This is a genomic window from Desulfobacter postgatei 2ac9, from assembly GCF_000233695.2.
GTDB lineage: Bacteria > Desulfobacterota > Desulfobacteria > Desulfobacterales > Desulfobacteraceae > Desulfobacter > Desulfobacter postgatei.
This window is the reverse complement of sequence record NZ_CM001488.1, coordinates 2,870,377-2,895,883: the sequence shown is the minus strand read 5'-3', so window position 1 is coordinate 2,895,883 and position 25,507 is coordinate 2,870,377. Positions and strand designations below refer to the sequence as shown.

Below are 25,507 nucleotides of genomic sequence, written 5' to 3'. Positions count from 1 at the left end.
TTACACGCCTTCTCCATGAAACAAAAGAATGGACACTTAATTCAAAACTATGCTATAGTCAAAATTTAGCAAATCAAATGACCGTTTTACAAATTTAAAAGGAGGTGATTTTTTTGGGTAGCGTTATAAAAAAGAGAAGAAAAAAAATGCGCAAGCATAAACATAGAAAGCTCCTTGCCAAAACCAGACATCAAAGAAAGAAAAAATAGGTTCTCTAAAGAAACTGGATTCACCCTTTTCTTTCCTAAGCCCGTGGGGAGTATTGAGTTGTATCAACTCAGCTCAATACTCATACCCCATGTGTCTCAGCCTCCAATACGGCCGTTAATCTGAGCTTTTCTTAAAATATTTCATCAACTCGGAATCCGTTGACAATATAACAGTGCTATCCTTATCAAGCGTCTTTGTGTACAGCTCCATGGTTTTCACAAACGCATAGAATTCGGGATCCTGACCATAGGCGGCAGAATAGATCCGAGTGGCCTGGGCATCGGCCTTTCCCTTTATTTCCTGGGCCTGTTTATACGCCTGGGATTTAATTACCTGCAACTCCTTTTCTTTCTCTCCTCGAATATTGCTGGCCTCTCCTTGCCCCTCTGCCCTGAATTTTTCTGCAATCTGATTTCTTTCGGCAATCATCCGGTCATATACAGAACCTCGAACACTGTCGATATAATTAATTCGCTTAATCTTAACATCCACGATCTGAATTCCGAAATCCGCTAATTTTTCCCGGGCCTGTTTTTCTATTTGGCGGGCAATTTCAGCCCGACCCAAATCCACACGATAACGAACCATCCGTTTAGGGGTATCTTCACCCTCCTTGGCTTCCAGACCCCGGATGGCATCAAACGTATCCATGGGGCGGTCTGTGTTTCTTACACTCTCCACAAGCGGGTATGCGGAAATCAAATCGCGCATGGCCGGGTCAATAATATCATCCAGCCTCTTCAGTGCAGAAAATTCATCCTTCACCGTCTGGAAATAGACAACAGGATCACTGATCCGCCATCGGGCAAAAGTATCCACCCAGATATAAGTTTTATCCTTTGTGGGAATCTGTCCCGGATCTCCGTCCCATTCAAGCAAATTTTTAGGGAAATAATTCACCTTCTGGATAAATGGAACTTTAAACTTTAATCCCGGTGTTTTCTTCGCATCACCTATAATACGCCCGAACTGGGTAATAACCACTTGTTCGGTTTCATCTATCACATAGGCAGAATTATACAAAACCAAAGCCGCAATGACTGCAATCGCGAAAAAAACGGCATTCACCCTTCCCATATTACTATTTGCATCTTCCATACTTAGTCACCTTTCCGAAGGGTCTGATCTGATAATTTAGCCCCCATATTTACAAACGGCAGCAAATTTTTCTGATCCGAATCAATAATATATTTATTTTCCAGTTTGGGCAGGACTTCAAGCATGGCTTCCAGATACATCCGTTTCCGGGTTACATCCTTTGCCTGGACGTACTCATCATAGATGGCCTTGAATTTGACAGCATCACCCTGGGCACGGTTCACCCGATCAATGGCATACCCTTCGGCATCTTTAATCACACGTTTTGCTTCGCCCCGGGCCAGGGGAATCGCTTTATTGTATTCTTCCCGGGCCTTATATATGGTCTGCTCCTTTTCCTGAATAGCCTGGTTAACTTGATTAAAGGAGGCTTGCACCGGTTCCGGCACGTTGGTCTTTTTCATCTCAATATTAACGATACTGATCCCGGCTTTTGCATTGTCCATTTCCTGTTGGAACATTTCCTTGGCCGCACTGGCAATCTCTGCACGGCTTGAAATGACCTCATTGATGCTTCTGTCGCCCACAATCATTCTCATCGTTGCTTCCGACATATGCCGTAACAGGGATCGTACATCTTTTACATTAAAAAGATACTCCCTGGGATCAGATCTGCGGTACTGAATAATCCAGGGCACAACGGCAACATTAAGGTCGCCTGTAAGCATTAAAGATGAATCCTGCCCGGAAGGGTCCACAGACGAGGGGTCGGATCCGACGCCGTTGTAGGTTTTCAACCCGAACTCTTCGGTTTCAACCTGCCTGACATTCACTTTGGTTACTTTTTCTATGCCTGCGGGCATCTTGAAATTCAGGCCGGGCTGGACCAGACGATTATACTTTCCGAAACGCTGGATCACCCCAACCTCACTTCGGCCAATGGTGAACACTGTGGAAACACTTATCACTACACCAAGGATAAGAATTCCCATAAAAAAGATGCCGGAAAATTTAAATCCTTTAAATTTTTTTAACAGCTCATCCATTTGCGGCGGCGAAGGCATCCCAGGCCCTCCACCCTGTTTCTGTTCATATTTTTTCTGATTTTCTCGAAGTTTTTCCCAATCCCAATTCATAAAATTACATCCTGTTAATGCATAACCAACCTGACAGCATCATTGTGTCCATTGGTTAGCTTGAATATTTATATAGGCAAAATACTACTCTAATTATAAGAATAAAGATTAAAAGGCAATATTTATTTAGAACAACCCCTGCTGCAAAGGGTATCAAATAAGCTTGCAACGTGCTTGGACTGTATACGTACAGATTCCATATCCTTTAATATTATGTTATGACATTATCGAATCAGGATAAATATATCACTTGGAAATTAAACATGAACAAAAAAACAGGTACAAGCCATCTGACTCATATCAGCGACATATTGTCGAAGGCTTTGTCAAAATACAAACCACCCCAGGAAACGGAAATCACGCAGATATGGAAAATATGGGATCTATCATTAGGAACCTCCATTGCGCAGAATGCCAAACCTGATACATTTAAGAACGGTCAATTACAGGTAATAGTATCAAGCTCGGTATGGATACACCAACTCAAATTCCTTGAAAAAGAGATGATTGCGAACTTGAATGCACGACTGAACACGGCCTTAATCACACATCTACGGTTTAAAATTGGAGAAATACACTACTGATCGGCTTTTTGGGGGGAAAATATCTGTTTTGCAGCCCGCAAAGGGCTACCGTTACAGCATGGACCCCTTTGTGTTATGCAGCCAGATGCCACCGGTCTGTTCCGGTGATCGCATCCTTGATATAGGATGCGGCTGCGGTATTATTCCGGTTATCCTGGGATATTGTTTTCCTCAATCCTATATTACCGGCGTTGAAATTCAAACGACACTTGCTGAAATTGCAATAAAAAACATCATCAATAATGAACTTGAACAGACGGTGTCGATTATTAACGAGGATATTAAGAATATCAATCCTGAATCCACAAACGGACCTTTCGACCTTATCCTGTCAAATCCACCGTATAAAAAACATAATACAGGAAGATTAAACCCGGATCGTCAAAAAGCCGTCGCCCGCCACGAGATTACCATGAATATCAAAAACCTTGCAGCAAAAGCAGAAACGCTGCTCGGGCACAACGGCCGATTCATGATAATTTTCCCTTCCGAACGCCTGACAGATATCCATCAGGCAATACAGGCAACATCGATTTATCCGGAGTGGATACGCTATATTCATACCGGACAAAAAAAAACACCTAAACGTGTAATTTTTTCAGGACGTAAAAATATAACCGATTCCGAACGAGTTCTGCCGCCCATTTACCTGTCGTCCAACAATATCATGGATATGAATATATTATCCAAACGCATTAATCCTTGACACGTTGATTAAAAGATACTATTTTGCTCGGGTCTATTCGGAGAGGTGACCGAGCTGGCTGAAGGTGCACGCCTGGAAAGCGTGTGTACTCTAACCGGGTACCGGGGGTTCGAATCCCCCCTTCTCCGCCATTTAAAAGGAAAGCTACTGTGATTGCAGTGGCTTTTTTACTTTATAACCGATTTTTCGGTAATATTCTCATATCATTCATGAACAATAGAATAAAACAAAATAATCTTAAAACCCCTTTTGATATTGTGGAAAACTGTTCGCCCCTGTGGAAAAAGATTTTTGCCGAGGCAGTTCGAGATCCTGCTGAACTATGCAGACGTCTGGAAATCTCAAACGAACATGTGGATTTAAATTCCAATTTTCCAATGCTTGTACCTGAACCGTTTTTACAGCGCATCAAGCCCAAAGATCCCCTGGATCCGCTTTTACTTCAGGTCCTTCCCAGAAAGGAAGAATCTGCTGTGAATCGGGACTTTACAACCGACCCGCTTGGTGAGAATGGGCATTTAAGCCCTGAAGGCACCCTGTCCAAATACCACGGCCGTTCTCTCATCGTAACAGGCAAGGCGTGCAGTATTCACTGCCGTTTCTGTTTCAGGCGGCATCTGCCGCTTCCGGAGATAGAGGAAAACAACATTTCAAGCGGTTCCGGTATTCATCCGGAAATCATTGCCGTTCGATTTAAGGCTGACCCCACAATCCACGAGGTAATACTCAGCGGCGGCGATCCCCTGATGTTAAGTGACAGGCAACTTCAGGATCTCATTTTCCACCTTGACCAGGTCCCGGGTGTACGAAGAATCAGAATTCATACCAGGATGCCGATTATTATTCCCCAGCGGCTTACTGAAGATCTGCTTAGCTTGCTGAGTAATCATAAACGTTATGGCAAGAGAGCTAAAATGATTGTTGTATTACACGTCAATCATCCCAATGAACTTGATTCCGGGGTTTCCCGTTCAATAGAAGAATTAATGGATTCCGGGTGCATTTTATTAAGCCAAACCGTGCTGTTACGACAGGTGAATGATTCTTTGCCTGTGCTGGCTGAGCTTTTTGAGCGTCTCATTGATTTAGGGGTTATGCCATATTATCTTCATCAGCTTGATCGGGTTGCCGGCGCTGCACATTTTGAAGTCTCACCCGAAGAAGGATGCGACCTGATAACAAAACTGAGGAGACTGTTGCCGGGATATGCAGTCCCACGCTATGTCAGGGAAATCCCAGGGGAACCGGGCAAGGTTGTGTTAAAGTAACTGATGTTGATTGAGAACATTAGGCCTGGCACCGGAAAATGTTTTTCGCCTGTTAAATTGAAACACACGGCTTATTGAGTTCTTCAAGAATTTGCTTGATAACATCATCTGCCTTATCAATGCATACCTGGCAAGTACCCACACGCCTGTGGCCGCCGCCGCCATGTTTAAGCATCAAAGAGCCCACATCAACTCCGGCGGTGTCGTTGATAATACTGTAACCGCAGGTGATCACGATATTCCGGCGCTGGAAGCCCCACATAATCTGCACGGAAATATTAGCCTCGGGAAACAGGCTGTATAAGAGAAACCGGTTGCCTGTATAGATTTCATCCTGCTCCCTTAAGTCAAGGAGGACAACATTTCCTTCCACGCGGCTGTTGTCAAGGAGCATCCGACGGAAGAGCTTGTCCTGTTCAAAGTACCGCACCGTTCGTTCCTTGATATCCGGAATCTCAAGGATTTCCTTATCACTCTTGTTCCGGCAGTAATCAATCATATCCATCATCAAAGCGTAATTGCTGATGCGGTAATCCTTGTAACGCCCCAGACCGGTGCGGGGGTCCATAATAAAAGACAAAAGAACCCAGCCCTCGGGATTGAGAAGTTCCTCTCTTGTAAACTGGGCAGCATCTGATTTATCAATGGCACGGACCAGTTCATCAAGATGCTGGTTCTTAAAATATCTCAACCCTCCATAATACTCGTAAATAACCCGGGCTGTGCTTGGCGCCGAAGGTTCACAGTTCCCTTCAAAATTACCGAATACCTTGCGTTCCTGTTCGCTGGAGTGGTGATCAAACCAGATACCGCAACAAGGAACAAAAGGAATGTTTGCCAGAATATCGTCGCAAGTTATTTCAATTCTGCCGTCCTGAATATCCTTGGGGTGGACGAATTTAATCTCATCAATGATTCCTTTTTCTTTGAGAATGGCCGCACAGCCAAGGCCATCAAAATCGGATCGGGTAACCAGTCTCATGATGATCTCCTTATTGTTTTGTTACGAATATTTATAAGATTAAGATAATGATTCTGGTATATTAGCACAAAACCCACAGAAATCTCAATCATTTTGACATCCGGACGCTAAAAGACAAAAAGCGCTATCCCAGCTCCCGTCCTATTCCGTGATATTCAAAACCGGCTTCTTTGATTTCGTCAGGGTCATACTGGTTTCTACCGTCAAAAATCACCCGTTCTTTCATCAGGGATGCCATCTTTTTAAAATCCGGCTGCCTGAAGGCCTTCCACTCCGTAACCAGAATACATGCATCCGCGGTGTCCAGGGCTGAATACTGATCTTGGGCAAAACAGATCTTCTCCTGCTCCTGTGCCGGGATCTCCTTTCGGGCCTGATCCATGGCCACGGGGTCATAAACATTAACCCGGGCACCCGCATCCAAAAGGGCTTTAATCAATACACGGGACGAGGCTTCGCGCATATCATCGGTGCCGGGTTTAAAGGCCAGCCCCCAAATGCCGAATGTGCGCCCGGTCAAATCCTGTCCGAATCTATTAATCACCTTGTTTCCCAGCACCTGTTTTTGAAGATTGTTTCTTTCCTCCACCGCATCCAGAAGCGTGGGAACAAATCCTGCATCCTTAGCGGTTTTCACAAGGGCTTTGACATCCTTGGGAAAACATGATCCGCCATATCCGCAGCCCGGGTAAATAAATGAATACCCGATACGCGAATCTGAACCGATCCCCTTGCGCACGTTCTCCACATCCACGCCCAACCGTTCGCACAGATTGGCAATCTCATTCATGAATGAAATCTTTGTGGCCAGCATGGAGTTGGCCGCATATTTCGTCATTTCAGCATCTTTGACATTCATGAACAACATTTTGTCCCGGTTTCTTGAAAAAGGTGCGTACAGCCTGCGCATTAACTTTGCAGCCCGATGGGAATCTGCGCCCACAATAATCCGGTCCGGCTTGAGGAAATCATTAACAGCCGCCCCTTCTTTAAGAAACTCGGGATTGGATACCACGTCAAATTCAATGGCTGCACCCCGGGCCTCAAGTTCTTTGCTGACCTGTGCCCTGACCTTGTCTGCCGTTCCCACGGGTACCGTGGATTTATCCACAATCACGGCGTAATCTTCAATAACCGATCCGATCTGGCGCGCCACTTGCAGCACATACTGCAGATCAGCAGAGCCATCCTGCCCCGGCGGCGTGCCCACGGCAATGAAAAACACATTGCAATCCTTTGCGGCCTGGGCCAGAGAGGTGGTAAAATTCAGCGTGCCTTCCTTATAATTATTAAGGACTATCGACTCAAGTCCCGGTTCATAAATGGGAAGAATCCCTTTTTTCAAGTTATCTATTTTTTCTTTGTCAATATCCACACAAGTGACATGACTTCCCATTTCAGAAAAACATGCACCTGTGACAAGGCCTACATATCCGGTTCCGATAATTGTTAATTTCATTTATTTAGTGATACCTTTCATTATATTGCCCAAACAGCCCCCATGATTTACGGCCTTAGACAAATTGAATCGGGATGAATTGAATATTGTCAGACAATGGATCTGAAACTTTTGTAATGGTAATTAATTCATTTTATAAATTGCTTGTCAACTCAATTTCTTTCTGATAGGGAAAAATAGAAGTGATATTTCCGGCGTTATGTAAAAAACCACATAAATTACTTGTTCGCATTTGTTATTCGGATGGCATCGTATTTTTTTTAACAGACTGATTTAAGAAACATTACAATTGAAATTTTGGAGGATCTGTTATGAGTAAAAAAGTTGGCGTATTATTAGCAGGGTGTGGCGTATACGACGGCTCTGAAATTCATGAAGCTGTGTTGACAATGCTCTATTTGGATCAAGCCGATGCAGATATTATTTGTATGGCACCGAACATGGAACAATATCATGTCATTGATCATTTATCAGGGACGGAAGCATCCGAAAAAAGAAATGTGTTGGTAGAATCTGCACGGATAGCCCGGGGAAAGATTAAGGACTTAAAAGAGGTTCAAGCAAGCGATATGGATGCCCTCATCATACCAGGTGGTTTTGGTGCTGCCAAAAATTTAAGTGATTTTGCAATTAATAATATTAAGGCTAAGGTTCACCCGGAAGTTCAGCGAATTATAACGGATATGATTAATGGCAAAAAGCCTGTCGGCGCCATTTGTATTGCTCCGGCAACGTTAACGAAGGCAATTGCCGACAAACATCCTGAAGTCACCATTGGAAATGATCTGGGAACCGCAGACGCGATCGAGAAAATGGGCGGCAAACATGTGGCATGCGCTGTTGATCAGATACATGTAGACCGGAAGAGAAAAATTGTAACAACGCCGGCATATATGCTTGGGCCAAATATTAAAAATGTTGCCATGGGAATTGAAAAATTAGTCACTGAGGTCTTGGCCATGATATAATCCGTATTTTATATATCCCTTAATTGACAAGGCTGTGGGCCGGTTGTATTTTAGCTTTTATTATGAATGAACATAAAAAAATACAGTTAAAAGACTACCGGCCCTTTGCATTCATTGTCGACCATGTTGACCTGATCTTTGACATCCGGGAGGACCACACCCGGGTGACATCCAAACTTAAAATGAGAAAAGATCCGGCTTGGGCAGATGAAACAACGCCTTTGGTACTGAACAAGGGAAAGTTTGACATTATTTCCGTGGTTGCCGGCGACATGGTGCTTTTGCCCGGTGAGTACAAAAGCGACGATGAAACCTTTACCCTTGCAGCCACCCCGGATGTTTTTGAGCTTGAAATCGCGAACATCCTTAAGCCCGATGAAAATACGGCTTTAGAAGGATTATACCGTTCGGGCAGCATTTTATGCACCCAGTGCGAAGCCCAGGGATTCCGCAACATCACGCCCTACTCTGACCGGCCCGATGTGATGGCACCGTTTTCCTGTACTATTGTGGCCGATAAGACCCGCTACCCGATTCTGTTATCCAACGGCAACCCTGTGAAATCCGGAGACCTTGACGACAACCGTCACTTTGCCGTCTGGGAAGATCCCTTTAAAAAGCCCTGTTACCTCTTTGCCCTGGTGGCAGGGGATCTTGCCGTGTTGGAGGACCGGTTCACAACATCATCGGGCAGGGACGTGGCGCTTAAAATCTATTCTGAAAAAGAGAATATCGCCCTTTGCAGCCACGCCATGACATCCCTGAAACAGGCCATGGCATGGGATGAAAAACGATTTGGCCGGGAATATGATCTGGACCTGTACCAGATTGTGGCGATCAACGATTTTAATGCCGGGGCCATGGAAAACAAGGGGTTGAACATATTTAACGCCAAATATGTGCTGGCTGACCCGCAAACAGCCACGGACGACGATTTCATGGGCATTCAGGGCGTTATTGCCCACGAATATTTCCACAACTGGACCGGCAACCGGATCACCCTGAAAAACTGGTTCCAGCTCAGCCTTAAGGAAGGTCTCACTGTTTTCCGGGACCAGGAATTTTCATCAGACATGAACTCACGCCCGGTGAAGCGCATCATTGATGTAAAAAACCTTATGGCGGCACAATTTCCCGAAGACAGCGGCCCCATGACCCACCCGGTACGGCCGGACTCATACATCAAAATGGACAACTTTTATACCATGACCGTGTATGAAAAAGGTGCAGAAGTGATCCGCATGATCTATCAACTGCTAGGTCAGGATCTGTTTAGACAGGGCATGGATCTCTATTTTGAAAAATTTGACGGCATGGCCGTAACCCTTGAGGATTTTGTCGGTGTCATGGAAACGGTGTCCGGCCGCAACCTGGATCAATTTTTCCTGTGGTACACCCAGTCCGGAACACCGGAAATATCCATGACCCGTCAATATAATGATAATACAGGGAGCCTCTCCTTAACCTTTACCCAGTCCACATCCCCGGACAGGAATCAATCCGAAAAAAAACCCTTTCACATACCCGTCCGGATCTCTTTGATCAACAGGGCCGGGGAAACTGTCAAACAAGAGGCGCTGTATGAGCTGACACAGGAAACCCACACCTTTAAATTTGAAAATGTATCTGCTGATATCTACCCTTCCGTATTCAGGGAATTTACCGCGCCTGTCCGTCTGAGCACGGATTTTTCTGATCAAGACCTTGCCTTTCTCATGGCCCGGGATACTGATCCTTTTAATCAATGGCGTGCCGCCCAGACCCTGTTCATCAATGAGATAAAAAATCTGGTGACAGCCATCCGGACCGGCAGGGCCATGACCGTATCTTCCGGTCTTATACAGGCCTTTTCCCTGGCCCTGGAAGACCGGAAAAAAGACAGGGCATTTCTTTCCAAGGCCCTTGCCCTGCCCCTGGAAACAGAAATCAAGGATCATTTTGAGATCATAGATGTAGAGGCCATTCACCAGGCAAGGACCTTTTTGAAACAAACCCTGGCCAAAAACCTGGAATCAGAATTAAAAACCGTATATGAAATCTGCCGGCCCGCACCCCCCGATGATATTTCTGGTGCGGCCATGGCGGACAGAAGCCTTAAAAACCTTTGCCTTGCCTATCTTGGCTGCGTGCCGGACAAAGGAAACCAGGCCCTTGTGCTCAAACAATTTGAAAACGCCGGTAACATGACGGATGAGTTTGCCGCCTTCAAAATTTTAAGCCACATGACTCCGGAAATGCGGGACAGCGCATGTCAGGCGTTTTATAACAAATGGCAGGCCCGGACCCTGGTTATCGACAAATGGTTTTCCGTCCAGGCCCAGTCCAGGCTTAAGGACACGTTAGATCAGGTAAAGCAACTGACAACCCACAAAAATTTTACCATGGCCAACCCCAACAAGGTCCGGGCGCTCATATTTGCCTTTGCCATGAACAATCCCATCCATTTTCACAGGGCTGACGGACAGGGGTATGAATTTGTGGCAGAACGCATTCTGGCGTTGGATAAAATCAACCACCAGACAGCCGCACGGCTTTGCGCATGTTTCAACTTGTGGAAACGGTATGATGAGAACAGACGAATTTTGATGAAAAGGCAACTTGAAACCATGGCAGGACAAAAAACGTTGTCCAAAAATTTATATGAAATCGTATCGCGGGCCTTAGAGTAATCCGGCGGTATAAAACAAGATAGCCCCGCAGTGAAAACTGCGGGGACCCCTTATCAGGCATAGTATTCCTTATACCACTCCACAAAATTCCGTATCCCCTGCTTTACAGAGGTTTCAGGCTTAAACCCGGTATCGGCAATAAGATCATCCACATCAGCCCAGGTGGCGGGCACATCGCCTGCCTGCATGGGCAGATAGTCAATTTTTGCTTTTTTGCCCAGGGCATCTTCAATGGCATGGACAAAATCCATCAACGGCACAGGTTCGTTATTCCCAATATTGTAAATCCTGTACGGTACACAAGAGCGTGAAGGAACCGGGCTTTTACCGCTCCATGCCGGATCAGGCCCAGGGATATTGTGCATCACCCGGACTACCCCTTCTACAATATCATCAATATAGGTAAAATCGCGCTGCATCTCACCGTTGTTAAACACCTTGATGGGCTCGCCGGCTAAAATGGCTTTGGTAAAAAGAAACAACGCCATATCGGGCCTGCCCCAGGGACCGTACACCGTAAAAAACCGCAACCCTGTTACCGGCAGATTATACAGGTAACTGTAAGAATGGGCCATGAGCTCATTGGCTTTTTTGGAAGCCGCATACAGGCTGACCGGGTGATCCACATTATGGCGAACCGAAAAAGGCATGTGGGTGTTCAGCCCATACACCGAACTTGAAGAGGCAAACACAAGGTGCTTGACCCCGCCATGGCGGCAGCCTTCAAGAATATTGCCAAATCCCACCAGATTGGAATCCACATAGGAGGCCGGATTTTTAAGGCTGTACCGCACCCCTGCCTGGGCCGCCAGATTCACCACGCAGTCAAAGGCATTTTCCTCAAACAGCTTGGCCATGTTGGGCCGGTCCGCAAGATCCAGAAGAATAAATGTAAAATCCCGATACCCGGACAGGCGCGCCAGCCGGTTTTTTTTCAGGTTCACATCATAATAATCGTTGAGATTATCAATCCCCCATACACGATGACCGTCATTCAACAGCCGCAAAGCAAGCGCAGATCCGATAAACCCGGCTGCACCGGTGATCAATATGTTCATGTCCAGTCCTTTAAATTAAAATATGGAATCGGGAAAACTGCTATTCTGTTTTTCCATGTTCTGTGCCCGGTTGGCCCGGATAAAATTGCAAAGTTAATAAACGACCATGTCCTGACGGACACAACAAGCAATGAAAGTTGTGAGTATTGAGTATTGAGTATTGAGAAAACAGCTTATTTTAAATCTCACTACTCAATACTCACAACTCACAACTTTAATATAAAACTTCTACAAATTTATGTGTTGTATCATGATCAGGCCTACATGACAAATCAAGGTCTCCAGTTAAAAAAAAACAAAAATTAAGGGTTTCCCTGGTAGACATTTATTCAAGTCGATGATAGAGAATCAACCAGAGTTCAATCTCTGCTTTATCTTGATTTTTGTTTTTGTGCCAACTGGAAGAAATCGGTGTGACCATTCATTTTTCATAGCTGTAAGGCCATCTGTTTATGAAAAATGAAAACAGAAGTACAAATTATAAAATAAATAGACAGAATCTCCCTATCACCATATTGGCCCATTCTGCCTATTTCACTGATAGGCTCGCCCGCCCCGCGGGCGAGCCTATCGTTGAGGTAACCTGCCGGGCCAATTGCCTTCGGGGAAAACGACTCTCGTTCACGCGGTCAGGTTGACTGATTTGTTATAAACTTTTTGTTTTTATTTGATTGTCTGTTTACCCAACTATATCGCTTGGGATCTATTCCTAGTAAATGAACCCGCAAAGCCTTTTTTTGAGATGTTTCAGCACGCATAAAAATAGCTCGCAATTCATTATCTACGGAATCTTCTCTATAGCCTCTCTCTACAGCTTTTTCATACCATAATTGTCCCGCACTGAAATTGCCTGTTTCCATGTTCACTGCACCCAGCAAAGTGCATGGCCAGAAGTCTTTGGGGGTCAATTTGTGAGCCTCTTCGCCCAAACTAAGTGCTTCACTCCATTTTCCCAAGTCTCGCTTTACTCCACCATAAGTTGTATATATTGCTGATTGCAGTTGAGCATTTTTTAAATTCAGCACATCTACCATGCTGAGTAATGATTCCGCATTTTCTGATTCTTTGCATTTTCGGTAGTGACTACTTGCATTAACTGCCGCCCAAGGGTCATTCTTCGATCTAAATATTTTAGCATGAAAATCAGCTTCAATTCTGTGGAACCCTTCTCTTAGTTCTTGAGTAAAGTATTCTTCTCCCTCTGAATTTAGCCAAATAATATCAACTTCAGGCAGTCTCACGCCCTTTTCAATTCGTCTCAAAATACTCATGAGCTTTGGATAGTCACTCTTTTCAATGAAATAATCAAGTTCGTATTTTTGCCTTAACCTTGAACCTTTAGCTCTGGCTTTGCTAATTTTTCTAAGCCGAGCTTGCAGTACTTCATTTTTTTGTTTCCGAATCTCATCTTGTTTTTTTTGTGTACTTTGCCGTTGAAGAGCTTTGATTTCAGAAAGACGACACCGTTCAAACTGTTCTTGTTTTGCAACTTTTGAAAATTCGTCAAAAGCAAGCTCATTCTTTGTATAATGGAGAAGCGCCAAAAGCCCTTTGCGGATTAGATAATTTTGAGCGATATTAGATATTACTTTTTCTTCCGCCTCCAAATGTTTAAGCACATTAGAAATAGGAGTTCCTGGAAGCAATGCACCAGGCAAATCTTCAACACAATACTTACTTGCAATTTCTTTATATTTTTTCAGACTCATTCTTTAGCCGCAATTTTGTTGTAGTTTATAAATCATCTGGATTCTCGGCATAAAATTTTGGAAATCTGGGGACATCTTTGGAATCTGGGGACATCTCTTATTGGGGGAATCTGGGTAGAGTAGAGTACTTATTCAGCCAGTTTCTTCAGCCCTTTCTATATTCGAGACGCCTTGCCGCACGCGGCTACCACGTGTTCCAAAAGCCTTGCATCCTCAATGCTCCCTCATCAAACCGTGCATACGGTTCTCCCGTACACGGCTTTCCGATGTTCTTCACTGTAAGGCTTGCGCCCTTTTCCACTTTGCGTAAGTTGGGATTCTATACAAATACAACTTGTTGTACAGAAAATCTGTAGAAAACCGTTTATACCCATTTGTCCTGGTACGAACTTTATGCCGTACGCATAAATGCTTACGGACCCTTTCTTTGGTAAACCATTTTCCGGTTCTTAGCACAATATGGATGAATCAATATCTGAGACGGTGGTGACCCCGGTCATAAACATGGCTTTTTTCAATATTTTTTGAATATGTTCCATGTGTATTCTAACACCCAGGGAACCTGCACCCACGGCCGCCCGGATGATATCCCTGCCCAGCAGAACAAAGTCCGCACCCAGTGCCAGCATTTTAAGCACGTCATAGCCGGTCCTGACCCCACCGTCTGCAGTGATGATGACCTGGCCTTTAAGCTGTCTGGCAATATCAGGCAAGACTTCTGCCGTCCCCGGCGTTGCATCAAGAACCCGGCCGCCGTGATTTGAGACACTGACCACCCTGACACCGGCATCAGCACAGCTTACGGCATCCTCCACCGTCATAATTCCTTTGGCAATAAAGGGCAGAGACGAGGCCTGAACCAGTTCTTTGATATCCTTCACGCTCTTGCGAAATACCGGCTGATTATGCCGGGCCATAATGGTGGAGCCGCATCCGTCAAGATCCACGCCCACAGCAGGACACCCCAGTTCTTCGGCCATGCGGATAAGCCGCTTGAGCACATCCTGGGCCCTGGGTTTGAAGATAGGGACGGCCGGCAGGCCTTCTCTTTTTATGGCTCGAAGTGCGGGGTTATCCTCGGGGGTATAAAAAAAGGTGTCTCCCCGCCAGGCCATGGTGCCGGCATCGTTACAGCCCCGGATCGTGGCCCTGCAGAAATCTTCTTCACTGATGGCATTGCCGTAGCGCTCGGCACCTGCCGTGGAGGCGCCCATGACCGGAAAATCAAGTTTTGTGCCTAAAAATGTGCAGGAGGTCTCAGGTTCGGTATGTTCCCCCACCACCCGTAATTTCAGACACAGAGCCTCAAGGGCTGCAACATTTCCCCGAAAGGAGAATCCCGCCCCGGCACCGCCGAATCCAATGGGTTTGCCATAGGCCTCTTTCTGGCAGATTTTATCAAAGTTACCGTCACAGGCGGGGTAAGCGGCACAAAACCCTTTAAGATTCTTTCTTGCCCTGTCCCGGACCGCTTCAAGGGTTTCGGGAACGGTTTCCTTGTCAAGAATAACGCGGTTGTCCGCCCCGCAAGAACTGCACTGTCCGGGGACTTCTTCCTGGTCCATAGTCGTAAAGCACATGGTGCATTGCCAGATCGTCATATTAAATGCAATCTCCTTTTTTACTATAGGTTTTTTAAAAGCGTATCTGCCATCACCTTGCCGTCATATCTATGTGAGGCAAGGGATTGGACCTTAAGATTGGGAACCCGTTCGTGGAATGGTGTACCGGCAGACTCATACAACACGCCTAAAGGAAGGCTGTTTTCCCACTCCCGGGCCAGCTGAAATGCCTTTGCAAGATCCTGGGGATCATGGTCCGTATCGTCCAATTTGTACGCCCGTTCTTTATACCAGCTCAGGGTGTTTATTTTATTGAAAGAGACACATGGCTGTAAAATATCCACCAAAGCAAAGCCTTTGTAATTCATGGCTTTGACGATCAGTTCCGTCAAGTGTTCGGGTTCACCGGACAACCCCCGTGCCACAAACCCCGCTCCGGCGGCCAGGGCAATGGCCAGGGCGGAAAATTGAGATGAGGGGGTTCCGTTGTTCTGCAGTTTTGTAACCATCCCCAGACTTGATGTCGGAGACGCCTGCCCCTTGGTCAACCCGTAAATCTGGTTGTTGTGCACCAGAAGCGTCATGTCCAGATTTCGCCTGATGGCCGCAAGAAAGTGGTTTCCGCCCTCCCCATAACAGTCGCCGTCCCCACAGCTGACCACCACCGTAAGATCATTATTGGCAATCTTTGTCCCGGTTGCCAGGGGCAGCGCCCTGCCGTGAAGCCCATGAAACATGTTGCATTTAAGAAAATGGGGTGTTTTTCCGGCCTGGCCGATACCGGAGATCAATGTGAGTTTTTCAGGCGGAATCTGTTGCTGGGCAAAGGCCTCTTTCATGGCGGCAAGAATCTGGAAATTGCCACATCCGGGGCACCATTTATTTTCGTAATTGCAATCGTAGTCTTTTGACGTAATCATTATTTCACAAGCTCCTTTGCCTTTTGAACAATATAGTCCGGGAAAAAAGGTCTGCCGTCATATTTGAGAATGGTGTCAAAGGCACAGATGCCTGCCTCCTGGGCAAGCAGGCGGCCCAACTGGCCGGACGCATTTTGTTCCACCATGATCAGCTGCTTGCCGGTCAACGCTTTTTCGACGACCTGCCGGTCCATGGGCCACATGTCCTTGAATACCGCAGCCCCCACCTCTATGCCTTGTGCGTTCAGTCTTTCAACAGCTTCCAGAATATTTCCTTTTGTTGATCCCCACCCCACAAGAAAAACCGGGGCCGTGGGGTTCACCAGAATCGGAGGCGCCATCTCTTTAATCATGGCCGGCAACTTTGCAGCACGCTTCTGAGTCATGGCAATTCTGTTTGCGGCATTTTCACTGATATGCCCTTCGGGGTCATGTTCATTACCCGTGATCCGGACAAGCCCCGGACCGGAACAGGGAAGTCTCTGCGGGGAAACGCCGTCTTGTGCCGGTGCATACCTCAAATAGGGATTATCGTCATCGCCGGAGTTATTTTGCGCATAAAAGCGTTCAATTTCAGGATCTACCGTGAGCGTATTGACCTCTGTCATCCTGAAATCGGCCAGGAACTGGTCAAGCAATACAATGGCAGGGACCTGGTATTTTTCAGACAGATGAAAAGCCCGCTTCATGGTCTCATAGGTCTCAACAGGTGTGCCCGGCGCAAAAACAAACCGTGGAAAATCATCCTGGGATGCGTGGATGGAAAAAAGCAGATCTGCCTGGCCGGTCCGGGTGGGAAGCCCTGTGGCAGGCCCGGGACGCTGGGCATTGAGGATCACCAGCGGCGTTTCCGTCATCGCGGCAAGCCCCAACCCTTCGGTCATGAGACAAAAACCGCCGCCCGAAGTTGCGGTCATGGCGCGGACACCGGCAAAGGAGGCACCGATGGCCATGATTACAGCGGCAATCTCATCTTCTGCCTGCTCAACAACAACGGGAAGCTTTTTAGTATAGGAAACCACATTGGTGATCACACCTGTGGACGGACTCATGGGGTAAAAGGGAAAAAACCGGCAGTCGGCAGCCAGGGCGCCCAAAGCTGCGGCCTTGGCCCCGCTGAGAATAACATTATTGATCTTTTTCGCCTCCCATGTAAACCCGGTGTCCACTCTTAAGCCTTTGGCTGCATCAAAGCCTTTTTGGGCCGCGGCAATATTCAGCGACACGATTTTATCGCCCTTGGCGGCAAATCGCTTTGTCAAAATGTCAGCCAGCAGACTGAAAGGGGTACCGAGCATAGAAAGCACGGCACCTGCGGCCACAGTATTGGCCGTGATTTTTCCCCCGGCCTCTTCTGCCAGTTTTTTCAAGGGGATGTCAAAACGTGTCTTGTCTTCTGTTCCGGCTTTATCTGCATTGACAATGACAATCCCGCCGGAACGTAACTCGTGTTTATGTAAGTCATAGGCATCCTTGTTTATGCAGACAAGGATATCAAGCCTGTTGCCGGGGGCAGCCACTTCCTTGTCGCTGATCCGCAGCAGATTAAAATTGTGCCCCCCCCGGACTCTTGATTCAAAATCATCTACTGAGAAGGTGAACAAACCACTGTGGTGACACACTTCGGAAAGCAGATCGCCAATGGTTTGGATACCCTCTCCCGCCGCTCCTGCAATTTTTAGTGTTACATCAGTTTTCATGGATATTCCTTACGTTGAATGATTGACAAGTTCTATTATTGACCTGATTTGTCATAAAATCCATCATTAAATAAATGACAACAATGCGGCAGAAGCATTCACCGCATTCGGCAGGATGCAGAAATACCATAAAGCCGTCAACGCTGCGGAATTGTTTGTAGGTGGATGCTCAACCCCGGATCAGATGGATGATTCCGTAAAAAACCAGGCGTGTGAGTTTGCCCGTAAACTCACAGGTCAAGTATAGTTTGTGATTTAATTTTTCGGCTTAGTTTTCGGGAATACCGTTTTCGGCAAGACTTTTATTTTTATACCGGCTGTCTTCGGTCACATCCGCCCCAAACCATTGGGGCGGAACAAACGTCCTGGCCTGGGTTTCATCACCAAATTCCACCTCACATAGAAAAAGACCTGCAAGCGTCCCTGAGAATTCATCAATCTCGACGGTAAGACCGTCTTCAAGGGTGGCTTGGGAACGGTGTTTTTCCACCTGACGCCCCTGGGTCAAAGGCCACAGATAATCAAAATCCGCTTCATTAATCCTGATTTCCGCTTCATCCCGCACAAGCCCCTGCCCCCGTTTAAAGGTCATAAAAAAAGCATCGCCTTTCTGGCGAAGTCTGATCTCAACAGAATCCCGGGATTTGGAAATATAGCCCTGCCGGATACAAATGGTGGACTGCAGAACAATCTCCGGCATTTTTGTAAGCAGGAACTTTCGTTCTATCTCTTTCATCATACGCTGTTCCCTTAATTCTGAATTTCCTGCCACAATTGTGCGTAGGCGGCCACAGCCGCTTCTTTTCCGGCATAGGAGAGGGCCGGTGCCCTGTGAACGCCCATACGCTCAATATGTGTGGAAAAAGGTATCCAGGTATTCATCACCTGTTCATATTCGGCCCGAATCTGTTCCATGGTTTCAAGGTGCAGGGATTTACTCTGCTGAACCATTGAAAAAAATGGGAAAATCTTGGATGATTTATAACCTTGTTTTTTAAAAAACGCATACAGTTGTTCAAGGGTTCTTTGGGACAGGGTGGTGGGGATCACCGGCACCACGATGCGGTCCGCCACCTTGAATACATTTTCCGAAAGCAGGGAGATATTCGGCGGGCAGTCAAGAAGCACAATGTCATATTCACCATCAACCGGCTTCAACGCCTTGTTCAGCCTGGAGCGACTCTTTTTCATCCGAGACAAAAAAATATCAAAATCCCTGAAACTTATGTTGGCCGGCAAAAGGTGCAGATTGTGGAAATCACTTTCTCTGATGGCATCTGTAAACTTTTTGGTATCTTCAAAAAAGGTATTATTTTTGAGTTTTTCCGACGGTTTCACACGAAAATAAAACCCTGAGGCTCCCTGAGGATCAAGGTCGCACAAAAGTGTCCGGTTGCCGTTTAACGCGCTGGCATATGCCAGGTTGACCGAGGCAGCGGTTTTTCCCACACCGCCTTTGTTGGAATAACAGGCAATAAGTTTCATAAATTTTTATCTCCGTATGATTCAACCTGATTTTTGTCTTGCTCACCGGTTTCAGGCTTCGGGTTTGCCGCAATGCGCTTTAAATCAAATAAGGCGTTAAACGCACCCTGTGTATCCGGACTGTAAAATCGGGACAGGTTTTCAATAATCATCCGGCGCTCTTCCAGCTGTTTGCGGTAAAGCATGGCCGTCAACGCCCCGATGCTTTCGGCCAGGGCCTTGGCATTGGGTCCGGTCCCCGGATATCGGTCAAGACACTGCGCCAGGGTGGCCTGCTGGACAGACTGGTCATTAAAACTTCCCAGATGCTCCTGCAGTCCCTTAAGGTTTTTCAACAGGCTTTTTACCTGGTTGTCATCAAATAAGGGTTGGGCCGATTCAATCAGGTAGCGCAGCTTTTTGCACTGGATGCGCAGTTCATGAATGGTCTCATCCGTGGTCTTGTCGGTAATATTTCCGGCAAGCTTGCACACCTTTTTATACCGTTTCAAAACAAGGTCCGCGGCAAAAACTTTGGACGGTGCATCGGCCTTGGGGCCTTGGGGCAAGTCTTTGGGATTCTCAAATAACTTTTGAATGGATTTTATCTGTTTTTTGTAAGCCTTGGACTTAAGCATGGCCTTAACCTTTCCAAAGGCCTCATCCCGATCCTGCTGCAGCAGTTCAAAAAGCACCTCAAGGCCCGGGTGGAGCTGGGGCCGAACCAGGGCAAAATAATCGTCCCTGGATAACAGGTAAACATCCCGGTCCCGCATCAAATTGGTATCCTGCATAATATCCCTGAAATCCTGCTTGAGCTGATCAAGGGTCTCAATGGCCACCACACCTTTAAACAGGGTGAGTACGGAACGCACCTTGCGCAGACTGACCCGCCACTGGTGAAGAAACTCGGTATCCAAATCATCAATCAGTCCGGGTTCGTTGCGACGTGTCACCTGCAAAAATGTCTGAACAATAGTACAAAGGCTTTGTCTGGCAGGAGCATTTTCAGACAGACGAATTTCCGGCTTGGATGTATAATCTGAAATCCTAAGCTTAAGAACTTCTGCCGGAAGCCCGGGTTTTTCCATTTTTTTCAAAATGCCGCAGATCAAGGTATGGTTATCACTGTAACCGCGCATGGGACAGGTCCGAAGCCAGGACCAGGTATTCTTTCCGCGGCTCAACGAGACTGATTCAACACGGCAGCAGGTTTTTTGTTCGTCATCCAGAAGACGTAATGTATCCCGGATGATGGTCACCTGACCTGCCGGTTTAAATGACCGCAAAGGAGACTGGTTCAAAAGCAGATTCCTGACAGGGCCCAGGGGAAGATCCCGGGCAAATTGCCATTCAGATTCCGGCGCTGTCTGGGTTATTAAATCACCAGACCAGCAGAGTCTGACCAGGTCGGATTGAGTCTGAATTAAAAGGGCACCCGAATTATAAACCGCGGCATCAAAGGTATCCAAAACAATCCCCTCTTGGGGCTCACATCCAGTGCCTGCCAGGGTCATATTTGCATTTTTCAGTTCGGCATTTATCTTTTTGACATTGACAGCAGCCGACAGCATAAACGTTTGCGAGGAAGGAAGATTCATTGTTCAGATGTTTCCTTGTTCTTTTTAATGTATTCAAGAATCAGTTTTTCAATAATGGCCTGAACGCTGGTCTCTTTTTCAATGGCCAGGATTTTAAGCTCCTTGAGCACTTTTTTCTCCAGCCTTAAAGAAGTATTCACCTTTTTGGTTTTTACCATGTTAGATCCTTGTTAATTCTTATTTCTCACCTTGATATAATGACGTCATTCAATTAGGATGTCAACTATTATGGATTCAATGACAAGATACGCCGCCATCGACATCGGTTCCAATGCCGTCCGACTGCTATTAGCCATGGTATCGGAAGAAGCGTTCGGACTTCAGGTAAAAAAAATCTCCTGGATGCGCATGCCCATCCGTTTAGGTGAAGACGCCTTTTTACGGGGCATGATCTCGGATGAACGGGCCTGTAAACTGACAAAAACCATGGGGGGGTTTGCAAAGCTCATTGATGCGTACCAGCCTGTGGCGTTCAAGGCCTGTGCCACTTCAGCCATGAGATCCGCCCAAAACGGCAGGCAGGTATGCCGCAGAATAAAGGAACAGACCGGGATTGACATCGAAATTATCAACGGCAGAGAGGAAGCCCGGTATCTTTTCCAGAACCGCCACAAAATAATGACTTCCTCGGAAAAGGCTGCTTTGTTTGTGGATGTAGGCGGCGGCAGTACGGAAATCACGTTGTTCTTTGACGGCAAGGTCCAGGCCAGCCGCTCCTTTAACCTGGGCACCATCCGTCTGCTTAACAACCGGGCACGGCAGCAGGACTGGGATCTTATGAAATCCTGGCTGAAAAAGATCACCCGGGGACACGAACCTGTGGAGGCCATTGGCAGCGGCGGGAACATCAACCAGCTGTTTAAGCTGGCCAAGGGCCGGCCCGGGACATGGGTGAGCCGAAAAAAAATTAAAAAAATCCGGGATGAACTGGCTGCTTATCCCCTGGAAGAACGGATGAAACGCTTTTATTTGAAACCTGACCGGGCAGACGTTATTATCCCGGGTGCACGAATCTATCTTAAAGCCATGAGTTGGGGCCGGTGTGAAAAAATCCATGTCCCCATGCAGGGCCTTGCCGACGGCATAATCCGGGTCTTACACAACCAGAGGCTGCAGACGAACTCCTTGAGAGCACAAACAGATGCACCTGCAACTGAATCGCTACAGATTGAGGCCGTCCCATAGAACAGCCATGGACTTGATCCGACATATAAACTGCCAGGTATCGTCCACAATAAAGCTTGAAAGATTTGAATAACTTACCCAGGCTTTCTTAAAAATATCATTTACATGGTCCCTTTATTTTATTTGTGACTTTAAAAATTGATATCGCTTTGTTATAGTGATTAATATTTAGAGTAAAAAATTCTTTTATAATCTGTAAAAATATACGATTATAAAAGAAAAACAATGATAAAAAAGTGTTACCTATATTTTTCATGATGCTCAAATTATCATTTTACTTATAAAAATACATAGGACACTACAAATATTATGAAATCCAATCCAAAATACATCTTATTGATCAATATTCACGGCTTAATTCGAGGCCATGAACTTGAACTAGGGCGCGATGCGGACACCGGCGGCCAGACCAAATATGTTTTGGAATTCGCCACAACACTTTCCAAACGCCCTGACGTGGAACAGGTCGACCTGATGACCCGCCGTATTGCTGATCGCCAGGTAAGTGAAGATTACAATAAAATTATTGAACCCTTGAATTCAAAAGCCCGGATTGTCAGGATTGACTGCGGCCCCAAAGAATATATCCCCAAAGAAAATCTTTGGGATTACCTGGATAATTTTGTCGACAATGCGTTAATTTTCTTAAAAGAACAAAACAATCTGCCAGGTATTATTCATGCTCATTATGCAGATGCCGGATACGTGGGAATACGTCTATCTCATCAATTGGAATTGCCTCTGGTTTTCACTGCTCACTCTTTGGGGCGAAGCAAACGCAAAAGGCTTATAGCCGGTGGAATGAAAAGTGCGGATATAGAAAAACGCTATAATATGGCCCGCAGGATAAACGCAGAAGAAGAGACCCTGGGATCTGCGGCACTGGTGATCACCAGCACCAGTCATGAGATCAACGAACAGTATGCCTCCTACGATTTTTATCAACCCGACAGCATGCAGATGATTCCACCGGGAACAGACCTGGAAAAATTTCATCCGCCCGTCGGGGATGAGCTTGACAGTCCGATCTTTAAAGAAATCAGCAAATTTCTAATCAATCCCGACAAACCCATGATCCTGGCCCTTTCACGTCCTGACCAAAGAAAAAACATTCACACCTTGATCGCAACGTACGGGAACTCATTGGAATTACAAAAATTGGCCAATCTGGTGATTGTTGCGGGAACCAGAAAAGACATCCGGGACCTGGACACCGGTGCCCAGGAAGTTTTGACAGATCTGTTGCTGACCGTTGATCAATATGACCTCTATGGTAAAGTGGCTTATCCAAAAACCCATAAACCGGATGAGGTCCCTGTTTTATATCGCCTGGCTTCCCTTTCAGGGGGGGTTTTTATCAATCCCGCACTGACAGAGCCTTTTGGATTAACCCTAATCGAAGCCGCCGCCAGTTTTTTGCCGATTGTCGCCACGGAAGACGGCGGCCCTATTGATATCGTTCGAAACTGTCTGAATGGTTATCTGATTAACCCGCTGGATAAAAGCGACATCATTGATAAAATTTTACGCATTTTAAAAGACAAAAAACATAGACATAATTTATCGGAAAATGGCCTCAACGGTGTAAATCGCAACTACACCTGGGAATCCCACACTGATAAATATGTAAAAGCCATCCAGCCGATCATAGAAAAGCGCAAGCCTTTAAAACGCTTACCTGTCAGCCGCCGGCAAATGATTTACCACAATGGCGCAATTGTATCGGATATTGATCAGAATCTGTTGGGAGACATGGATTCCCTGGCCCGGTTAAACCAGGTTTTGTCTGGTCATCGCAAGAACATCAGCTTCTGTATTGCCACAGGGCGCCGACTGGATTCTGCGCTGACGATTTTAAAAAAATACCAGATTATCCAGCCCGATGTACTTATTACCAGCATAGGAACCGAAATTTACTATGGCGGCAATCTGGAACGGGATCGGGTCTGGACCAACCATATTGATCATCTATGGAACCGAAATGCTGTTCATCGCATCCTATCGGATTTAACAGGATTAAAATTACAGCCCAAAGCAGAACAGAGCCGGCATAAAATCAGTTATTATTACGATCCAAAACTGGCTCCCTCACTGGATGACATTAAAACCCTGTTGTATCAAAATGAGCAGACCGTCAACCTCATATATTCATTTGGACAATTTCTGGACATTATACCCATCAGAGCCTCAAAAGGGTATGCGATCCGATGGTTTTCCGAACAATGGGATATTGCGCTCGACCATATGTTAACTGCAGGCGGATCTGGCGCAGATGAAGATCTGATGCGGGGGAACACCCTTTCTGTTGTTGTTAAAAATCGGCATAATGAAGAACTTTCCAACTTAACAGATATTGAACCGATTTATTTTTCCGAAAAAAAATTTGCAGCCGGTATCCTGGACGGCATTGAGTATTATGATTTTTTCAGGCGCTGTGAAAAATAATCCCATGTTAGATAAGCTCTTAATTTGTACGGATCTGGACCGGACACTTATTCCTAATGGTCATCAACCGCTCTGCCCCCAGGCAATGCCATTGTTCCGAAAGCTGGTTGCAAGGCCGGAGATAGAACTTGCATATGTGACCGGACGGGATAAAAAACTGGTAATGGATGCCATTGCCCGCTTTAACCTGCCTGTACCGGATTATGCCGTCACAGACGTGGGAAGCACTGTTTATCACATTCAGTCCGACCGGTGGCTTCGTTTAATTGACTGGGATCAGCATATCTGCCATGACTGGAAAGGCAAAAGCCGAAAGGATCTGGCTGCCTTCCTTTCTGATCTAACTCAATGTCAGCTCCAGGAAGAGGAAAAACAAGGGCGATATAAACTCAGTTATTATGTGCCTTTGGATATCAATCCGGGCATATTGGCGGATGAAATCCAATTGCGAATAAAGCCGCATGGATTACAGATCAAGACCATCTGGAGTATCGATGAACAAAAAAAGACTGGTTTGCTGGACATTCTGCCGGCCAGTGCCGACAAACGAGAAGCAATTGAATTTCTGATGAAAACCAACTCTTTTGATTATGACCGGACTGTATTTTCCGGAGACAGTGGCAACGACATAGCGGTTCTTTTAAGTCCCATAAAGTCAATCCTTGTGGCCAATGCATCCCCCGAATTAAAATCACAGGTGCAAGCAAAGATCGGTAAAACCGTTTCTTCAAAGCATCTTTATATTGCCCGCGGAGGTTATTTAAATATGAACGGCAACTATGCAGCAGGTATTCTGGAGGGCATACATCATTATTTTCCGGAATTAAAATCAATGGATTAACG

The 25,507-nt window shown here is 46.1% G+C and carries 22 protein-coding genes and 1 tRNA gene; 10 read left to right on the top strand and 13 right to left on the bottom strand.

What is annotated here, in order from left to right:
- Positions 1 to 104: 104 nt before the first annotated feature.
- On the top strand, positions 105 to 209 hold the full coding sequence (locus tag DESPODRAFT_RS19540; RefSeq protein ID WP_004074089.1) for a 30S ribosomal protein bS22: 105 nt from the start codon (positions 105 to 107) through the stop codon (positions 207 to 209).
- A gap of 115 nt (positions 210 to 324) precedes the next feature.
- Here DESPODRAFT_RS19540 and hflC read toward each other — a convergent pair whose 3' ends face one another.
- Positions 325 to 1,308 (bottom strand): protease modulator HflC, encoded by a 984-nt coding sequence (gene hflC / locus DESPODRAFT_RS13280; protein ID WP_004074088.1) that lies wholly within the window; start codon positions 1,306 to 1,308, stop codon positions 325 to 327.
- Between the two features lie 2 nt (positions 1,309 to 1,310).
- Positions 1,311 to 2,384, bottom strand: coding sequence for an FtsH protease activity modulator HflK (hflK, locus tag DESPODRAFT_RS13275; RefSeq protein ID WP_004074087.1), 1,074 nt, complete (start codon positions 2,382 to 2,384; stop codon positions 1,311 to 1,313).
- Between the two features lie 263 nt (positions 2,385 to 2,647).
- Between hflK and DESPODRAFT_RS13270 the strand changes: the two genes are divergently transcribed.
- The 4 genes from DESPODRAFT_RS13270 to DESPODRAFT_RS13255 all read left to right on the top strand — a co-directional run bounded on the left by DESPODRAFT_RS13270 (position 2,648) and on the right by DESPODRAFT_RS13255 (position 4,942).
- Complete coding sequence (locus tag DESPODRAFT_RS13270; RefSeq protein ID WP_004074086.1) at positions 2,648 to 2,968, top strand: DciA family protein; 321 nt, start codon at positions 2,648 to 2,650, stop codon at positions 2,966 to 2,968.
- A gap of 28 nt (positions 2,969 to 2,996) precedes the next feature.
- Positions 2,997 to 3,674 carry a tRNA1(Val) (adenine(37)-N6)-methyltransferase gene (locus tag DESPODRAFT_RS13265; protein WP_245531916.1) on the top strand — a complete coding sequence of 226 codons (678 nt, stop codon included), beginning with the start codon at positions 2,997 to 2,999 and terminating at the stop codon, positions 3,672 to 3,674.
- A gap of 39 nt (positions 3,675 to 3,713) precedes the next feature.
- Positions 3,714 to 3,805 (top strand) — tRNA-Ser (locus DESPODRAFT_RS13260).
- 78 nt (positions 3,806 to 3,883) lie between these two features.
- Positions 3,884 to 4,942, top strand: coding sequence for a KamA family radical SAM protein (locus DESPODRAFT_RS13255; protein WP_040016367.1), 1,059 nt, complete (start codon positions 3,884 to 3,886; stop codon positions 4,940 to 4,942).
- A 52-nt stretch (positions 4,943 to 4,994) separates the two neighbouring features.
- Here the strand turns inward: DESPODRAFT_RS13255 and DESPODRAFT_RS13250 are convergent, their stop codons facing one another.
- A complete protein-coding gene (locus tag DESPODRAFT_RS13250) occupies positions 4,995 to 5,924 on the bottom strand; it encodes a DHH family phosphoesterase (RefSeq protein ID WP_004074083.1) in 930 nt (309 codons plus the stop codon).
- Positions 5,925 to 6,048: 124 nt separating this feature from the next.
- Positions 6,049 to 7,383, bottom strand: coding sequence for a UDP-glucose dehydrogenase family protein (locus tag DESPODRAFT_RS13245; RefSeq protein ID WP_004074082.1), 1,335 nt, complete (start codon positions 7,381 to 7,383; stop codon positions 6,049 to 6,051).
- Positions 7,384 to 7,694: 311 nt separating this feature from the next.
- Here DESPODRAFT_RS13245 and elbB point away from each other — a divergent pair, with 311 nt between their 5' ends.
- Positions 7,695 to 8,351 (top strand): isoprenoid biosynthesis glyoxalase ElbB, encoded by a 657-nt coding sequence (gene elbB, locus DESPODRAFT_RS13240; protein WP_004074081.1) that lies wholly within the window; start codon positions 7,695 to 7,697, stop codon positions 8,349 to 8,351.
- A gap of 62 nt (positions 8,352 to 8,413) precedes the next feature.
- Complete coding sequence (gene pepN / locus DESPODRAFT_RS13235) at positions 8,414 to 11,020, top strand: aminopeptidase N (RefSeq protein ID WP_004074080.1); 2,607 nt, start codon at positions 8,414 to 8,416, stop codon at positions 11,018 to 11,020.
- Between the two features lie 53 nt (positions 11,021 to 11,073).
- Here pepN and DESPODRAFT_RS13230 read toward each other — a convergent pair whose 3' ends face one another.
- From DESPODRAFT_RS13230 to DESPODRAFT_RS13190, 9 genes are all read right to left on the bottom strand, one after another.
- Positions 11,074 to 12,078, bottom strand: coding sequence for an NAD-dependent epimerase (locus DESPODRAFT_RS13230; RefSeq protein ID WP_004074079.1), 1,005 nt, complete (start codon positions 12,076 to 12,078; stop codon positions 11,074 to 11,076).
- A 629-nt stretch (positions 12,079 to 12,707) separates the two neighbouring features.
- Entirely contained in the window at positions 12,708 to 13,787 is a 1,080-nt protein-coding gene (locus DESPODRAFT_RS18765; protein WP_004074078.1) for a tetratricopeptide repeat protein, read from the bottom strand.
- A gap of 449 nt (positions 13,788 to 14,236) precedes the next feature.
- Positions 14,237 to 15,388, bottom strand: coding sequence for an alpha-hydroxy-acid oxidizing protein (locus DESPODRAFT_RS13220; RefSeq protein WP_004074077.1), 1,152 nt, complete (start codon positions 15,386 to 15,388; stop codon positions 14,237 to 14,239).
- A gap of 23 nt (positions 15,389 to 15,411) precedes the next feature.
- Positions 15,412 to 16,269, bottom strand: coding sequence for a thiamine pyrophosphate-dependent enzyme (locus DESPODRAFT_RS13215; protein WP_004074076.1), 858 nt, complete (start codon positions 16,267 to 16,269; stop codon positions 15,412 to 15,414).
- Positions 16,269 to 17,969, bottom strand: a complete 1,701-nt coding sequence (locus DESPODRAFT_RS13210; protein WP_004074075.1) for a 2-oxoacid:acceptor oxidoreductase subunit alpha — start codon at positions 17,967 to 17,969, stop codon at positions 16,269 to 16,271. The genes DESPODRAFT_RS13215 and DESPODRAFT_RS13210 overlap by 1 nt, the downstream gene beginning before the upstream one ends.
- A 268-nt stretch (positions 17,970 to 18,237) precedes the next feature.
- Positions 18,238 to 18,708, bottom strand: a complete 471-nt coding sequence (locus DESPODRAFT_RS13205) for a CYTH domain-containing protein (protein WP_040015984.1) — start codon at positions 18,706 to 18,708, stop codon at positions 18,238 to 18,240.
- An 11-nt stretch (positions 18,709 to 18,719) separates the two neighbouring features.
- The gene (locus DESPODRAFT_RS13200) at positions 18,720 to 19,454 is read right to left on the bottom strand and encodes a ParA family protein (protein ID WP_004074073.1); all 735 of its coding nucleotides are present in this window, start codon (positions 19,452 to 19,454) and stop codon (positions 18,720 to 18,722) included.
- On the bottom strand, positions 19,451 to 21,034 hold the full coding sequence (locus DESPODRAFT_RS13195) for a CHAD domain-containing protein (RefSeq protein WP_004074072.1): 1,584 nt from the start codon (positions 21,032 to 21,034) through the stop codon (positions 19,451 to 19,453). Before DESPODRAFT_RS13195 ends, DESPODRAFT_RS13200 begins: the two co-directional genes overlap by 4 nt.
- Entirely contained in the window at positions 21,031 to 21,192 is a 162-nt protein-coding gene (locus DESPODRAFT_RS13190; RefSeq protein WP_004074071.1) for a ribbon-helix-helix protein, CopG family, read from the bottom strand. Before DESPODRAFT_RS13190 ends, DESPODRAFT_RS13195 begins: the two co-directional genes overlap by 4 nt.
- Positions 21,193 to 21,262: 70 nt before the next feature.
- Here DESPODRAFT_RS13190 and DESPODRAFT_RS13185 point away from each other — a divergent pair, with 70 nt between their 5' ends.
- The 3 genes from DESPODRAFT_RS13185 to DESPODRAFT_RS13175 all read left to right on the top strand — a co-directional run bounded on the left by DESPODRAFT_RS13185 (position 21,263) and on the right by DESPODRAFT_RS13175 (position 25,505).
- The gene (locus tag DESPODRAFT_RS13185) at positions 21,263 to 22,219 is read left to right on the top strand and encodes a Ppx/GppA phosphatase family protein (protein ID WP_004074070.1); all 957 of its coding nucleotides are present in this window, start codon (positions 21,263 to 21,265) and stop codon (positions 22,217 to 22,219) included.
- 309 nt (positions 22,220 to 22,528) lie between these two features.
- Positions 22,529 to 24,664: an HAD-IIB family hydrolase gene (locus tag DESPODRAFT_RS13180; RefSeq protein WP_004074069.1), complete on the top strand. Its 2,136-nt coding sequence runs from the start codon at positions 22,529 to 22,531 to the stop codon at positions 24,662 to 24,664.
- Positions 24,636 to 25,505 (top strand): HAD-IIB family hydrolase, encoded by an 870-nt coding sequence (locus tag DESPODRAFT_RS13175; protein ID WP_004074068.1) that lies wholly within the window; start codon positions 24,636 to 24,638, stop codon positions 25,503 to 25,505. The genes DESPODRAFT_RS13180 and DESPODRAFT_RS13175 overlap by 29 nt, the downstream gene beginning before the upstream one ends.
- The last annotated feature ends 2 nt before the right edge of the window (positions 25,506 to 25,507 follow it).

What these genes read in the sequence shown, in the direction of transcription:
- hflC (WP_004074088.1), bottom strand. Translation starts at nt 1,308, where the DNA reads ATGGAAGATGCAAATAGTAATATGGGAAGGGTGAATGCCGTTTTTTTC.
- hflK (WP_004074087.1), bottom strand. Translation starts at nt 2,384, where the DNA reads ATGAATTGGGATTGGGAAAAACTTCGAGAAAATCAGAAAAAATATGAA.
- DESPODRAFT_RS13270 (WP_004074086.1), top strand. Translation starts at nt 2,648, where the DNA reads ATGAACAAAAAAACAGGTACAAGCCATCTGACTCATATCAGCGACATA.
- DESPODRAFT_RS13255 (WP_040016367.1), top strand. Translation starts at nt 3,884, where the DNA reads ATGAACAATAGAATAAAACAAAATAATCTTAAAACCCCTTTTGATATT.
- DESPODRAFT_RS13250 (WP_004074083.1), bottom strand. Translation starts at nt 5,924, where the DNA reads ATGAGACTGGTTACCCGATCCGATTTTGATGGCCTTGGCTGTGCGGCC.
- DESPODRAFT_RS13245 (WP_004074082.1), bottom strand. Translation starts at nt 7,383, where the DNA reads ATGAAATTAACAATTATCGGAACCGGATATGTAGGCCTTGTCACAGGT.
- elbB (WP_004074081.1), top strand. Translation starts at nt 7,695, where the DNA reads ATGAGTAAAAAAGTTGGCGTATTATTAGCAGGGTGTGGCGTATACGAC.
- pepN (WP_004074080.1), top strand. Translation starts at nt 8,414, where the DNA reads ATGAATGAACATAAAAAAATACAGTTAAAAGACTACCGGCCCTTTGCA.
- DESPODRAFT_RS13230 (WP_004074079.1), bottom strand. Translation starts at nt 12,078, where the DNA reads ATGAACATATTGATCACCGGTGCAGCCGGGTTTATCGGATCTGCGCTT.
- DESPODRAFT_RS18765 (WP_004074078.1), bottom strand. Translation starts at nt 13,787, where the DNA reads ATGAGTCTGAAAAAATATAAAGAAATTGCAAGTAAGTATTGTGTTGAA.
- DESPODRAFT_RS13220 (WP_004074077.1), bottom strand. Translation starts at nt 15,388, where the DNA reads ATGACGATCTGGCAATGCACCATGTGCTTTACGACTATGGACCAGGAA.
- DESPODRAFT_RS13215 (WP_004074076.1), bottom strand. Translation starts at nt 16,269, where the DNA reads ATGATTACGTCAAAAGACTACGATTGCAATTACGAAAATAAATGGTGC.
- DESPODRAFT_RS13210 (WP_004074075.1), bottom strand. Translation starts at nt 17,969, where the DNA reads ATGAAAACTGATGTAACACTAAAAATTGCAGGAGCGGCGGGAGAGGGT.
- DESPODRAFT_RS13205 (WP_040015984.1), bottom strand. Translation starts at nt 18,708, where the DNA reads ATGATGAAAGAGATAGAACGAAAGTTCCTGCTTACAAAAATGCCGGAG.
- DESPODRAFT_RS13200 (WP_004074073.1), bottom strand. Translation starts at nt 19,454, where the DNA reads ATGAAACTTATTGCCTGTTATTCCAACAAAGGCGGTGTGGGAAAAACC.
- DESPODRAFT_RS13195 (WP_004074072.1), bottom strand. Translation starts at nt 21,034, where the DNA reads ATGAATCTTCCTTCCTCGCAAACGTTTATGCTGTCGGCTGCTGTCAAT.
- DESPODRAFT_RS13190 (WP_004074071.1), bottom strand. Translation starts at nt 21,192, where the DNA reads ATGGTAAAAACCAAAAAGGTGAATACTTCTTTAAGGCTGGAGAAAAAA.
- DESPODRAFT_RS13185 (WP_004074070.1), top strand. Translation starts at nt 21,263, where the DNA reads ATGGATTCAATGACAAGATACGCCGCCATCGACATCGGTTCCAATGCC.
- DESPODRAFT_RS13180 (WP_004074069.1), top strand. Translation starts at nt 22,529, where the DNA reads ATGAAATCCAATCCAAAATACATCTTATTGATCAATATTCACGGCTTA.
- DESPODRAFT_RS13175 (WP_004074068.1), top strand. Translation starts at nt 24,636, where the DNA reads ATGATTTTTTCAGGCGCTGTGAAAAATAATCCCATGTTAGATAAGCTC.